The 13,450-nt window shown below is 52.5% G+C and carries 11 protein-coding genes and 2 pseudogenes; 6 read left to right on the top strand and 7 right to left on the bottom strand.

Translation table 11 applies throughout. The features are described 5' to 3' along the window. Positions 1-40 precede the first annotated feature (40 nt). Positions 41-1,333 carry a glycosyltransferase gene (locus JCM25156_RS00165; protein WP_034957825.1) on the top strand — a complete coding sequence of 431 codons (1,293 nt, stop codon included), beginning with the start codon at positions 41-43 and terminating at the stop codon, positions 1,331-1,333. Between the two features lie 10 nt (positions 1,334-1,343). On the opposite strand, the gene JCM25156_RS00160 is transcribed toward JCM25156_RS00165, so the two are convergent. Continuing rightward, a complete protein-coding gene (locus JCM25156_RS00160; RefSeq protein WP_025811431.1) occupies positions 1,344-2,693 on the bottom strand; it encodes an O-antigen ligase family protein in 1,350 nt (449 codons plus the stop codon). A 126-nt stretch (positions 2,694-2,819) separates the two neighbouring features. Between JCM25156_RS00160 and JCM25156_RS00155 the strand changes: the two genes are divergently transcribed. Next, positions 2,820-3,578 carry a glycosyltransferase family A protein gene (locus JCM25156_RS00155; RefSeq protein ID WP_025811430.1) on the top strand — a complete coding sequence of 253 codons (759 nt, stop codon included), beginning with the start codon at positions 2,820-2,822 and terminating at the stop codon, positions 3,576-3,578. 306 nt (positions 3,579-3,884) lie between these two features. Here JCM25156_RS00155 and JCM25156_RS00145 read toward each other — a convergent pair whose 3' ends face one another. Together JCM25156_RS00145 and JCM25156_RS00140 are read right to left on the bottom strand one after the other, a co-directional pair. Beyond that, entirely contained in the window at positions 3,885-4,379 is a 495-nt protein-coding gene (locus tag JCM25156_RS00145) for a polysaccharide biosynthesis protein (RefSeq protein ID WP_148299241.1), read from the bottom strand. Beyond that, positions 4,376-5,098 carry a hypothetical protein gene (locus tag JCM25156_RS00140; protein WP_206777839.1) on the bottom strand — a complete coding sequence of 241 codons (723 nt, stop codon included), beginning with the start codon at positions 5,096-5,098 and terminating at the stop codon, positions 4,376-4,378. The genes JCM25156_RS00145 and JCM25156_RS00140 overlap by 4 nt, the downstream gene beginning before the upstream one ends. Positions 5,099-5,804: 706 nt before the next feature. Here JCM25156_RS00140 and JCM25156_RS00135 point away from each other — a divergent pair. Beyond that, positions 5,805-6,887: a glycoside hydrolase family 5 protein gene (locus JCM25156_RS00135; protein WP_084296366.1), complete on the top strand. Its 1,083-nt coding sequence runs from the start codon at positions 5,805-5,807 to the stop codon at positions 6,885-6,887. Positions 6,888-6,932: 45 nt separating this feature from the next. Continuing rightward, entirely contained in the window at positions 6,933-7,322 is a 390-nt protein-coding gene (locus JCM25156_RS00130; RefSeq protein WP_206777838.1) for a hypothetical protein, read from the top strand. Positions 7,323-7,355: 33 nt separating this feature from the next. Here the strand turns inward: JCM25156_RS00130 and JCM25156_RS27295 are convergent, their stop codons facing one another. Further along, positions 7,356-8,441, bottom strand: coding sequence for a Gfo/Idh/MocA family protein (locus JCM25156_RS27295; protein ID WP_084296365.1), 1,086 nt, complete (start codon positions 8,439-8,441; stop codon positions 7,356-7,358). Between the two features lie 567 nt (positions 8,442-9,008). On the opposite strand from JCM25156_RS27295, the gene JCM25156_RS00120 reads away from it, so the two are divergent. Next, entirely contained in the window at positions 9,009-9,968 is a 960-nt protein-coding gene (locus JCM25156_RS00120; protein ID WP_025811419.1) for a hypothetical protein, read from the top strand. A gap of 368 nt (positions 9,969-10,336) precedes the next feature. Next, positions 10,337-10,943: pseudogene (locus JCM25156_RS27290) on the top strand (transposase). On the opposite strand, the gene JCM25156_RS27285 reads toward JCM25156_RS27290, so the two are convergent. The 3 genes and pseudogenes from JCM25156_RS27285 to JCM25156_RS20245 form a co-directional block, all read right to left on the bottom strand. Beyond that, complete coding sequence (locus JCM25156_RS27285) at positions 10,918-11,841, bottom strand: replication protein RepA (RefSeq protein WP_084296364.1); 924 nt, start codon at positions 11,839-11,841, stop codon at positions 10,918-10,920. The pseudogene JCM25156_RS27290 and the gene JCM25156_RS27285 overlap by 26 nt on opposite strands. Positions 11,842-12,195: 354 nt before the next feature. Then, on the bottom strand, positions 12,196-12,756 hold the full coding sequence (locus tag JCM25156_RS27280) for a transposase (protein ID WP_407637076.1): 561 nt from the start codon (positions 12,754-12,756) through the stop codon (positions 12,196-12,198). Positions 12,757-13,070: 314 nt separating this feature from the next. Continuing rightward, positions 13,071-13,443 (bottom strand): annotated as a pseudogene (locus tag JCM25156_RS20245) (transposase); the annotation flags it as partial. Positions 13,444-13,450: the final 7 nt, after the last annotated feature.

Below are 13,450 nucleotides of genomic sequence, written 5' to 3'. Positions count from 1 at the left end.
CCCGGGCACGACAGGAAAATATTTCCGCCCGCGCGTTCTGATGCTGGCGGAATCCTGCAATCCGGAATGGTACAGCGTTCCCCTTGTGGGATGGTCACATTACGAAGCCGTTGCCCGTCTGGCCGATGTGCATCTGGTGACACGCCAGCGCAACAGACCGGCCCTTGATCGGGCGGGCCTGAAGGAAGGGCGTGATTACACGGCCATTGATACCGAGTTCATTTTTGAACCGATGGTACGCCTGGTCAACCGGATCAGCGGACCCAACAAGGGCTGGGCCGTCCTGACGGCGCTGACCATCCCATCCTATCTGTTGTTTGAATGGTTTGCCTGGCAGCGCTTCCGCAAGGCGCTGAAAGGGCAGCAGTTTGACCTGGTACACCGGGTCACGCCGGTCAGCCCCGCCGTGCCCAGCCCGTTTGCCTCATGGTGCCAGGGGTCCGGGGTGCCTTTCGTTCTGGGGCCCATCAACGGGGGGCTGCCGTGGCCCCCCCAGTTTCCTGATTTACAGAAGCAGGAAGGGGAGTGGCTGTCCCGGTTCCGGTTCCTGTTCAGGTTCGTGCCGGGATACAGATCCACCCGCAACGCCGCGGCGGCCATTATCGCGGGCGGGATCAGCGCCTGGCGGGAAATCCCTGCAAAATGGCGGCAGAAGACCTTCTACATCCCCGAAAACGGTTTTGATCCCCGCCGCTTCCCTGTGGCGCATATGGCGCGGGATTATGCCAACAGGCCGATCCATGCCATCTATATTGGCCGGCTGGTGCCCTACAAGGGATGTGACATGCTCATCGAGGCAGCGGCTCCCTTTCTACAGGCGGGGCGGATGACCTTGACGATTATCGGGATCGGTCCGGAAGAAGCCCGGCTGCGCGCGCAGATCAGTCAATTCGGTATTGAGGGAAAGGTACATTTCACGGGAGCGTTGAGCCATCACCAGATAGCGGAGCATCTTGGCCAGGCTGATATCCTGACCTTTCCCTCCATCCGGGAATTCGGCGGGGCGGTGGTGCTGGAGGCCATGGCCATGGGGGTGGTTCCGGTCATTGCGGATTATGGCGGCCCGGCGGAGCTGGCCTCTCCCAACTGTGCCTTTCTGGTGCCCCTTGCCGCCCGTCCCGCGTTTGTTCATGCGCTTCGGGAAATTCTGGGGCGCATCGTGGCGCAACCTGATCAGCTTGAGCCTCTGTCACGCAATGGCCGGACACGGGCGAATACCTTTTTCACCTGGTCCCGCAAGGCGGATCAGATCATGGAGATTTACCGCTGGGTGCTGGGAAAACGCCCAACCCGACCAGACTGGGGCATGCCCTTTCGCGACAGGCCTGAATGATCGGCCCTGCCTATGCCAGCCCGCTTTGCGATAGGGGCTGGTCGTCGTTTTCTTCCCAATCTTCCAGATCGAAAATCGTAAAATAGAGGGCAACGGCCAGCATGCCGTTATTACAGAACAGGTTTGATTCCGTAAAATTGTGAATGCACAGGGCGCACAGAAAAGACACATGGAAGCAGGCCAGAGGATAGCTCAGGACGGTCGGCCGGGCCGGGTCGGGCCGGCCGGCCCGGCCCAGTGCCTCAAGCGCCAGTGTGAATGTGCGGATGATAACCGACAGACCCCAGATAAATCCGACTGCCCCCCCGGTGGCCAGCAGATCGAGATATCCGTCATGGGCTTCGTTGATATGCGCCTCACTGCCGAACCACATGGATGTCTTGAGGCTGGGCTGGACCGAGGGGTCAATGGACCAGAATGAATAGAACCCGGCCCCGAACCACGGGCGTTTCTGGATTTCCTGAAACATGAAGGACCAAAGATCGGTCCGGCTGGTAAAGGTCATATCCTGAAAAAGGGCAAAGGGAGATACGTTCGTAATCTCGCACCATATGAAATACCCAAAGACGATACAGATGAAGATGGCGGAAATGGACGTGACAATGGCCACGGATAATGACATGCGGCTGTGCGTAAGCTTGAAAAACAGCACGACCAGAACGGGCATGACCATGATGATGCCCAGACAGGTCTTGGACCGGCTGGCCAGAAGCAGCAGGAACAACAGCCCCATCCCGGCCAGGATCCGGTAGCGTTCCCGTTTGGGCGGGCGATAGAGCAGAAGAGGCGCGCCCGCCAGAAGACCATACATCATGATCAGGCCGGTCTGGTTCTTCTGGCTCTGTATGCCTGCCAACCCTTCGCTGGTCATGGCGTAGCCCGGCATGAGGATCCATACGATCAGATCCGCCACGGCGGCTACCAGACAGGAAATGAAAATGAATTTCAGAAGATATTTCCGGTCTTTCATGGTGCATGTGAGTGTGACCGCAAGGATGATCTCGATCCATGCGAACATGATGCGGCGGGTGGATATGGCCGGGTCAAGCGCCCACACCGTGCTGCATGTAAAATAGAGAAAAAGCCCGATCAGCAGCCATGATGCCTTTATCAGGCGCAAAATCTGCGCCCATCGCGCCCGGATAAGGGGGAGCGCCATGCTCAGCAGCCCCAGCCAGACAAACCGGTTGATCGGGTTGACATGGTCCGTGCTGGCTGCGACCGAGGCGGTGCGATTGAAGTCCGGAACGCTCACGATCGAAAAGAGCATCATGGCGCATAGCAGGATGGTGGAAAGACGACTGACCCAGTCGGTCTGCTGGATGTTTTTCCCCAGAATAGAATCAGCCTGCTCAGCCATCCTGCCTGCCCCTACTGTAACGGCCTGAAAAAATATGCTCTACTGCCAGCCGGTTATACAGCCAGAACAAGGACGGCATTTGTGCATAATTCCTCAGCGGTTGCTACGCGGGAATGCCCGGTAACGGTGAGCATTGTCATTCCATGTTATGATCGCATGGACCTGCTGGAGCGGACCCTGAGCGCCTGCATGGGCCAGACCGGCGTGCCTGACGGGCTGATATGGGAAATTGTGGTGGCGGATAATCATCCGGACCGGATGGCGCGGGACGTTGTGGCCCGCCTGCAGCCACAAAGTCCCGTTCCCCTGCGTCATGTCCCCGCAGGTGTACGCAATATCGCCCATGCCCGCAACTGTGGCGTGGCCGCGGCGAAAGGTGCCTTCATTGCATTCGTGGATGATGATGAAGCGCCGGAACCCGGCTGGATGACGGCCCATTTCACCTGTCTGGACAGGACAGGCGCGGATGCCAGTTTCGGGCCCAAATATCCTGTTTTCGCGGGGGGATCCGCACCTGACTGGGATGCGGATGGTCGTTTTTATACAACTGATTTCCACATGAAGCAGGATGCGGAGATTTATCCGCTCCGCTGGTTTCCGCCTCAGCCGCGCGGTCTGGGAACCGGCAATTCGATGATGCGCCGCGCCACCTGCCTGGCGGAAAAAACGCCCTTTGATGAAAAACTGGGCCGCTGTGGCGGTGAGGATACCCTTCTTCTGCTTACCCTTGCGCATGAAAAACGTCGGTTTGTGTGGTGCGCCAATGCGCGGGTATGGGAGTTTAACGAGGCGGGACGCATGACATTTGCCTATATGTGCCAACGCGTCCAGCGCAGCTCACGGCATTCGGCATGGTGCGTCTGGCCATCAGTCCTCATCCCCTGACGACCCGTCTGGGGGTCTACGCGATCGCCCTTGCCCAACTGCTCGTATATGGGGGGATGTGGTTATTCCGTAAACGGCCAGGGGATTACCTGCAAGTCTGCAAGGCGTTGGGCAAGTTTGGCGTCGGATCTCTGGATTTCATCCCGGAAGCACGCAAGAGCGGGGCTGGACCGCAAATCTGACTGCCCGCCCTGAAAAGCGGCCTGAGTGATTTTGCACATGGGCGACAGTCAGTCATATGACACAGGAACTGACGCCCCGGCCAGGCGGATGACCATGATAATCAGGCCCTGACATTTTTTCATATCATGGTGTGGCAGATGCGGGGTGTGCCCGGGATGTAGCCCGGAACATACCATAAAAAACCATGGCCAGCGCGATAACCTGCATGGCCTGCCCCACCATTGTTCCAGCAATTACAAATGGATAGGGCAGGAACAGGATGACACCCGCCATGGCGACGCAGGTAGCGCAGGCACTCAGGATGTCTGTATATGCAAGGGTCCGGAAACGTCTGGTGGCCAGCAGCGCGCAGCTTCCCCCGCTCAGGATACTCCCAAGAATGACATTGCCGCCCCATAACAGGATAAGATCGGCGGTGTTGGCGTAATTTCCATGATACAAAAGCCGTCTTAAGAAATCCCAGTTCATGAAGACCAGAAGGCTCCAGACAAAGCTCCCGACCACGGGGATCAGCGTCCCGACAGCAAGAAATTTCCAGAACTGACGGTAACGGTTTTCCGCCCACATATGGGCAATGCGTGGCTGGGCGGTCGAGGCCCATGCGGCGCTGATCATCACGCGGGACGCAGGGCGATCTGTGTGGCGCTCAGTATGGCCAGACCATTGGCGCCGTAATGCCACGCAGTGGCGAAGCTGAACAGGCGGTTGGTCAGTTCGGACGAGGCCGCGCCGAGCAATATCCATCCGGAACTGTGCAGATAATGCATATAGGGCTTCATCTCCCGCCATTTCAGGGGCAGGCAGTATTGCTTCATGAGGCCTATCACAAAAGCCAGGGCGCTTCCTCCATAGGCCAGACCGGAAATGAGTAACCCGTCATTGGCGGAAGGCAGATGGCCGGTGACATGATAGATTCCGATCATCATAAGGGAAAGAAAGAGGGCGCATCCCGTCAGGCTGGCCGCCGCCACGGTTCGCTGGCGCGAAAAGGCAAGGGCCCGGGCATACTGGAACAGCAGGAAGCCGGGGACGAACAGCACGGCTCCCTCGGCACTGAAGATATTGCCCGCATGCGCCATACCCCGGGACAGAAGTTCTGTCAGACAGGTCAGCCCGATGATGAACATGACCTGTATGGTCAGAAAAAACTGTTCGGGCTTTTTGCGCTGTTCCGGATCAACATGGGGCAGGCTCATAAGATGAGAAGTGACAAGCGTTGACTGCGCGGTACCCGCCATCCAGGCAATGGTCAGCCAGAATACATACACCCCATAGGCTGCGGGGTGGCCGTCCCGCGCCATCCATATGTTGACCGCAAAAGTAAGCAGGGCGCCCATGGCCTGTTCAATGAAAGACGTAAGAAAGCGCATGGGTCATCATAGCTGTGAAAAGATATGGCATATGGTGCATTATGCCCGTGATCCGCGATAGGGAAAATCCGCAACGGGCAGATCATAATGAACCCACCCCCATGGCGACCTGGTGGAAAAGCATCCATAATGGGGCAGAAATGAAGAAAATCCCCTGTTTCGCGCAGGCTGGAACCTGAAAAGAGATAACGGCTGGTGAACCGTATTTTTGGCAGAAAACTCCGGATATGCGCCGGAATGCTCAGCTTGGGCACGCTGTTATGGAGCTTCCCCCTCCATGCTGACGAGCAGAAATGCCAATGGGTATGGGATTGTACAAGCGGGCCCTGCCGACATACGCCCCAGTGCGATCATAATTATGATGTCGTGCCCCCGGAGCCCATGGAACTGCCTCCTGCCGCCCCCCTTGATTTAGGGACACAGCCTGCGGCTATCTATCCCCCCCCAGGCAACGAATCCTGTGTACCCAAACATATCTGTGACACGGCAGGAAACTGCGAATGGCAGACAAAATGCTAAAAAACCGGCTACTTCATGTTCTGTCCGGCATGGAATATGAAAAATAAGTGAAAAGAAGGACACTCAGAAGCAGAAATGTCGATTGAAGTTTATCTATCTATTATGGAACCGTCTGGTAGACGGTAAAAAACGTCCATGATGGAAGAAAGATAAAATGGGTTTCACGCGCCGGCAGATGTTATCAGGCTTTACAGGGACTACATTGGCAACTCTGCTGGGGAGCCATACTGCCTGGAGCCACGGAAAAAATAATACCGGCTTCACCTGCGGGATCAACTGTTCAGGTCTGGAAGATACGCCGCCGGGAATTCCAACATCGGAAATGCTTCATTACTATGCCAGCCAAGGTGTCAGGCATATCCGCCTTCCGGGATTGTGGGAGCATTTCCAACCAAGGCTGGGCGCGGACCTGGACACGGATTACTGCCACATTTACCGCTCCATTATCGAGCAGTGTAAAACGTTGAAAATCAATGTAATCTGCGAACCGTGCCATAATTATGGTCATTATCAACAGATGGGGCAGGATCTCTGTTTCGGTGATGGAAACCTGAAAGCTGACCTGTTCGCTGATTTCTGGAAGAGATTTATCCAATCTTTTGGCGGTCTTTCCAACATCGCAGGTTGGGATCTTATGGGGGAGCCGTCCAACCTTCCCGGCGCTTCCATAGCGCAGCAGGGTCTTGCATGGCAGGACGCGGCTCAGGCTGCCATTATTGCAATCAGGCAGACGGGAGAGAGAAGACCTGTCTGGGTGGAAGGATACGGACATTCCAGCGCGGCATCATGGCCGGTCAATAACCCAACGCTCCATCTGTTACAGGACCCGCTCGGACGGCTGGTATTCTCGGCTCACGGCTATCTGGACCGCGACAATTCGGGCACCCATTATTACTGGGATGAAGAGATTGCAATAGGGGATCAGGTTTCTGGCGGCGCATTAACCACGAATATTGGCATAAAACGCCTTACACCCTTTCTGAAATGGCTGCGCACCCATAAACTGAAGGGAAACATTGGTGAATGTGGAGCGGGACGGCAAGACCGTCCGGGCGCACAGGATGACACGGGCTGGTTAACGGCACTGGAAACAACCATGCGCTTTTGCTATGATCAGAACATTCCATTTTATTATTGGGGAACGGGCAAGGATCTTGGTCCCGCTTATCCGTATGGATTGGAGATCGACAACGGGAAAGCCGCCCCCCAATGGAATATCCTGAAAAAATATCTGTAAAATGTGCCTGAAACCCCTCAAGGATTGCTCAGGATGCTGAACCCCATGAAAAGCTGCTTTATGCTATGGGTAACCGGAATTTTCATGGTGTTCCCATTGGTATGTTCGGCACGTTGCCTGGGCCCTGCCCGTTTCCAGACATGCGATGACCCGGGAAGTGGCGCGCATATGGATATTTCCCGCTTTGGTCATGAAACGGTTATTTATGGGATAAGGCCGGAGAGCGGCCAGACCTATCAGGAATTTGCCACCGAGATCGGACATATGACCTATATGGACGGAGTGGATAATCATGGCCGCCCGCAATACGAAGTGCTGGAAAATTTTAATCCTGATTTTATAGATAGTTATGGGATAAGCGCGAGTGGGCGGCCTTATTCTCTTATGGAAGACGTGCCACCTGATGGAAAACCCAAAACAGATTCTGAAAATTAGATTAATATTTATCTAACGTAATGTTATTCTCTATCAGCTTGATGGAAAACTGCGTATTTTTTCAAGAATATGTATTGTTTCAATGCTTTCCGACAATGGTGCGAAAGGTGCCTCTATGCGACCTTCCTTTATTGCCTTTGTCGCAGCCCCGATCTCGAACTGAAGCCCATACCCCTGAAAATCAAAGAAATGCCGCTTTACACCCGGAATTGGAATCTTTCGCGTCAGTTTGCTGAAAATACGTGCAGTTACAGAGTTTCTGCATAATATACCAATGATCCTGGCCATAACGGGCCCTGCTTCGAAGACACAACGCGCGCCGATAAAGGGAGATGGCAGGAACAGGGAGCCACGGCTTCCCTTGATCCTGAACCAGTTCCCTCCTGTTCTATCGAAGCCACATTGCAAGAAAGCAGGAACACCCCCGAAAGACAGTTCGATATCGGCCATCATATCCACGCCTGTCGGTGCGGGGTGCCATTTTCCAGTTACTGTATCAGGGCATCCCAAAAGAAATATCGACAGGGAAACAAGATAGAGCCCCAGATCAAGCAGGCTTCCTCCCCCCTGGGCTGGATCAAAAAAGCGGTTATCCGGGTCGTAAGCATGCCGAAAGGCAAGTTCACCCCTTATAGAGCGCAATTCACCAATAGCGCCAGAACGAATGGCACCCTTGACAAATTCAATTGCAGGCAGAAAACGCGTCCATACACCTTCCATCAGGAAGACTTTCCGCTCAGCAGCAAATGCGCGCAGCCGCTCAGCTTCTTCTGCTGTCGTCACAAGGGGCTTTTCGACAAGAACGCTCTTGTTGGCGGCAATAGCTTCCCAGGCGATGGAGAAATGGGATGTATTTGGAGATGCAATATAAACCGCATCAATATTTTTATCATCCAGTAATGCTGTGTAGTTCTCATATGCAATGCCACCATGCTGCGCGCAAAACATTGTGGCCCGGTCCAGGGAACGTGATGAAACACCCGCGAGGCGTGCCCCCGCGACATATTTTATATCTTCCGCAAACCGGGCAGCAATCGTTCCCGTTCCAACAATGCCCCACCCAATGGAAGAAAATTCGGATTCTGTAATATGTGAATGAGGCATTAATATATATTCCATTCAATCATTATATTCGAAACGGGTAATATTAAATAATATCTTATTGCATTATGTTATAATAAATTACTTTCATAATATGGCATATTTCATGACATCAATTAGTATTACATATGCATATCTATTAAAGTCTGACCGGAAATATTCTGGTTAATTTCATCTGGTTATGTTTTATGAATTTACAACAGAATGCTAAAAGTATCCGTTGTGGTCAAGTGGCCTTATCACGCCGACTGATAAGGGATTATGACCAGCATGTCGATGTAGCAATGCAAAATTCCTCTTGACGCCTACAGTTCCCACGCCGCATCTACCGGGCGGCGGCGTTACGCGGCATGACAATCTTCCTAAAGGTCCGGGCGCGGTTATGTCATGATGGAATGTTCATGCGAAAAAACCGTGTTGGCAGCAAATACATCCCCCTACGCCAGTTGCCTACCGGGCATTCATCACGTTCTTTTTCTCATGATGAATAAAAAATGGGAGATTAACTTTCTCCTTACCATTTCCATATTCTTTGATTATTCTATTAAGTCTGTCTTTCTACCAGCGTGAAAACCGGGGGGAATTGTGACAACTGTAACGACAACCAATCTTTCATGGTCGGCTTCATGGTTTCAGGGAGCGGTTCCATCCACTGATGAGAAAGACCAGGATCCCCTCCAGCATGGCAGCGCGGTTGTCAGTGATGCATCCGAAAGTTCCGGCACAACCGAGGGTTCGGACCCGGACGCGGTCTCCCTGTCCGGCGAGGCGGCAACCTACCTGAACACACAGAGCACGCAGATAGGTGGTTCCACCAGCACGATACAGAAGGTCTACGATACCCTCGCGCAGATCATCACCAATTCTTCCACGTCCGATGTGCAGAAGTGGGCCGCATACGTGACCAGTGACGAAATGCGCTCGGAAATCGAGGCCCATGGCGGCAACGCGGCCAATGGCATTGAAACGGCTTTTGACCAGGAAACCGAAAACACGCCGTTCATGCAGACCATCAATGCCGGGCTGCAGGACATAAGCAAACGAAACCTGACATATGATGACAACCAGCCGGTTTCGATCCCGATGGAAAGATCCCTTCTCTATCTGCAGCAGACCGAAGAACGGACGAATGAGGAGGAAATGTGGGGTTCGTCCTCCCTGTCCATCAACATACAGGAAACCACGATTCAGACGGATGCAGGGGCACAGACCAGCTTCACGCTCTCATCCAGCTTTTCCGGACAGGAAAATATCCTGCCGACGGATGCCCTGCCAACGCTGGACACATCCACCCCGACCGCAGTCCCCTCCCAGCCCTATAACTTCACCCCGGAAGGCAACACGACAAGCATTGTCGGTCATTTTGACAACATGGATGGCATGAATGCGGAACTCGAAAAGGAAATTGTCGATGAACTTTTTGCGTCCCCCTCCAGCCCGACTTCATCTGCCAGTGATACGAACCCCACTGGTCAGGATAGCCTGAATACACCCATTCCAGATAAGCAGGATACAGAAAACAATAAGACGACCCAGGACACATAATATATTAATGATTCATGATAGTAAATATACTATAAATTAAAATTATTTATTCAGTTGATATTTTTGAAAGAAAATATTCACGAAACAATATCGTAAAAAAATACCGCCTCGAAAACTTTTCTTACCTTAAATTATTTTCAAATAGACCTCACCGATGCAGTGAATGGTGGGATAGTAGCATAAACACCGCGCCGGGTCAGGTAGGCATGTGGGCTGCTGCCCATAATCACGAGGTCATGCGCGCCAGGACCGATCGACATTCAGGATTTCCTTTTTGTAAAACGAATTCTTCCCTGAGCATCGTATCAGAACAGGAGGATAAGATAGGAATCAAACGGTACGAATTGAACGAAGCGCAATGGTAGCGGATTGAGCCTCTGCTCCCAGGCAAGGTTGGGGATGCAGGCCGCAGTGGAACGAATAACCGGCTGTTCGTGAACGGCTGCCTCTGGATTCTACGCTCTGGCGCACATTGGAAGGACCTGCCGGAGTGTGGGACAGGATTTTCGAGACACTGACGGCCGATCAAGACAACGAGTATCTGATGTTTGATTCAGCCATCGTTCGCGCCCATCAGCAGGCCACGAATGGAAAAGGGAGAGCGGCGCTGGGGCGTTCCAGAGGTAGCCTGACGATCAGGATCCATATGCTGGTCGATACGCTGGGCCACCCGTTGCGCTTCAGCAATGTCATCCAATCGCAAGCTCTGCTCATGGGTCAGAAAGAGGCGACTGTTATTGCTGACAAGGCCGATGGCAGAAATGCATTACGTAATCTTATCGCTCAGATGGGCACAAAAGTTGTGCCTTCCCTGTAATCGCACCTACAATATTATCATCCGCACGATGCCAGGACCTATAAGCTACGCAATCGTATCGAGCGTTACTTCAGCACTTCAGACGCTTTTCTATTCGATATGATCGACGCACAATCCATTTTCTTGGCTTTGTTATGCACTTATCCGCTTTGGTTTAACTGGCGCAGGAGAGGGCATAAGTATAACCCCTTCATCTGTAATCTCAACCCGCGCATCTGGATATACCGCCAAAGCCAAAGAAAGAGGCTTCTGCCATTTAGCTTTAAAATGGAACAGTTCTTTATAACCTGAACCAAATTGTGCCTTAAGTGCGGACCATGTTACAAGTTTTCGACCTTGAAGAACATGAAGACGGTAAGCAAGCCAGACATATACATCAAGGGCCGCCGAATTGTTCGAAATTGCTCTGACTGCAGCTTCATGAACGGGAACGGGATGCTTTCGTAGCTGCTCGTAATAACCTTCAGAAAGTTTTGCAACTTCAATACTGGTAGAGCCGGACCTACAATTGGGTTCATCTATGAATAATGCCCCATCTACGATAGCCTGATTGACAAGAGCGTTTGCACCCTTTCCGTCATTGATATGGAAACTGAGCCTGCATCGGCTGATACGCTCAGCCTGATCTTTCACGGATCTGGCAGCCGATCCGCTGGGGGATATGCCAATGCGCTTCATCCATTGTCGTAGGCTTTTCCCAAGTTCGATTTCACGCGAGTTGGTACGGATAGCCTCTGTCTGGAGGAATAGGAGGATGAGTCTGCCATGAGCTCCAAAGGGAACCCCAACATGTGCCAACTCTCCTGTTTGCCCAACAGGTTTAATCCCTGGCTGAATAATGAGACGAACCCTATCCGATGCCATTTGCCAAGGTTCACTCGGTTTTAATCGCCTATGCGGAAGAGCGCACTGTGCCCAACCGGAATAGATGAATCCAAGGCCATTTTCTTCATCGGACATATATGCTGATGCCGCTTCAACAATGTCACGATCCAGACCAAAATCCAAAGCATGCTGTTTGCCGCGTGTTTCCAACAGATCATGGATCGTAGCCATACCTACCTCCCCTCCAGGCTGCCTACTTTGTTGCATGTAACGAAGTGAATGTCAGTGTGTGATTTAGTGATAGCCTATCCGGGAGTCCGAACGGGAAATGAAGAAGAAATTATTGACATAGGAATAGATACTATATTCCGGAATAATAAATAAAATAAATCAGATTATGGTATTATTATTTATCATATTTTTAATATTTAATTTTATATAATATCTTTCTAAGAGTTGTTATGCACTTTTGGCGATTATATTTGCATTTCTGAGCATGAAACGTGCGGATGCTATGACGTGAATACTTTCTAGTATTGAAGAGCAATGCTCGAAATACTTGACTATTCTGCGGCATCGAGTAGCCTATGCGAAAGATCGTTCAACGACCCATCGGCGTGGCAGCAGGACAAAGCCACGTTTGGCCTCGGGCAACCTGACAACCTCAAGGCCTCCCCTTGGGCCAGTGCTGCCCTGGCAGGTTTCGCCGGTATATCCCTGATCGACATAGGCCAGCTCAAAGCTCTTGTCCGTCGCGTCCTGAATGGTAGCAGCAAGACGTCCGCCCCCGGCACGATCATCTCGACTGGCTGGTGTGACATGCAGGATCGACAGATACCCCAATGTGTCCACGGCTATATGCAGATTTGATCCCTTTTTGCGGCTGGTCCTATCATATCCGGCGCGGGGATCGTTTTCCGGTGTCCAATGTAATGTCCGGCTGTCGAGAATGGCTGCCGTTGGCTCCGCCCTACGGCCAGAAGCGATACGCAGCACGGCACGCAGATCAGACACCAACGCGTCAAAACAGCCTGCCTCCATCCAGCGACGGGATTGCTGGTAGACCGCCCACCACGGCGGAAGGTCATTCGGCATGGCGCACCAAGTAGCTCGGTAGCGGATCACATATCTAAGACCGTTGAACAATCCCTGCCAATCATAGAATCTTTTAAAATATCCTCACTAAATCACACGGTTAAAAATATGTAACTCCTGCATTGGTGAGTTGCCCTGAAAGGAAATGCTTCAAAATACATGTTATCAGATTATGTGATTTGGTGAGAAAGCTATGTGATATGGTGAGGAAACTAATCTAATATTAGTTATATATTAGTTTCCTCACCATATCACTCAGGATAACGGCCTAAACATAAGGAATGATCGTATTGCCTTATCACTAGATCACACGGATTTCTCACCAGATCACACATCCCGTTAAAGAGTGATTGATCTTTTGGGCGGACCCTGCTGCATCGTATGGCCCATGCGAAAGATCGCTCGACAACCCATCGGCGCGGCAGCATTGGCCTCGGGCAACCTGACAACTTCAAGGGTGCCCCCTGGACCCGTGCTGCCCCGGCAGATTTCTCGCTGGTATCCCTGATCGACATAGGCCAGTTCAGCGCTTTCGTCCGTCGCGTCCTGAATGGCGGCGGCAAGACGTCCGACCCCGGCGCGGTTGTCCCGACTGGCTGGTGTGACATGCAGGGCCGACAGGTGCTCCAGCGTGTTCATGGCCATGTGCAGCTTTGATCCCTTTTTGCGCCTGGCGACATCATATCCGGCGCGGGAACTGCTTTCCGGCGTCGAACGTAATGTCCGACTGTCGAGGATGTACATG

Source organism: Komagataeibacter kakiaceti JCM 25156, from assembly GCF_000613305.1.
This window is presented reverse-complemented; position numbering and strand designations above follow the sequence as displayed.

Excerpts from the sequence above, each read along its gene's own strand:
- JCM25156_RS00165 (WP_034957825.1), top strand. The coding sequence starts at position 41 with ATGCTGGCGGAATCCTGCAATCCGGAATGGTACAGCGTTCCCCTTGTG.
- JCM25156_RS00160 (WP_025811431.1), bottom strand. The coding sequence starts at position 2,693 with ATGGCTGAGCAGGCTGATTCTATTCTGGGGAAAAACATCCAGCAGACC.
- JCM25156_RS00140 (WP_206777839.1), bottom strand. The coding sequence starts at position 5,098 with ATGGGCGCCCTGCTTACTTTTGCGGTCAACATATGGATGGCGCGGGAC.
- JCM25156_RS00135 (WP_084296366.1), top strand. The coding sequence starts at position 5,805 with ATGGGTTTCACGCGCCGGCAGATGTTATCAGGCTTTACAGGGACTACA.
- JCM25156_RS00130 (WP_206777838.1), top strand. The coding sequence starts at position 6,933 with ATGAAAAGCTGCTTTATGCTATGGGTAACCGGAATTTTCATGGTGTTC.
- JCM25156_RS27295 (WP_084296365.1), bottom strand. The coding sequence starts at position 8,441 with ATGGAATATATATTAATGCCTCATTCACATATTACAGAATCCGAATTT.
- JCM25156_RS27285 (WP_084296364.1), bottom strand. The coding sequence starts at position 11,841 with ATGGCTACGATCCATGATCTGTTGGAAACACGCGGCAAACAGCATGCT.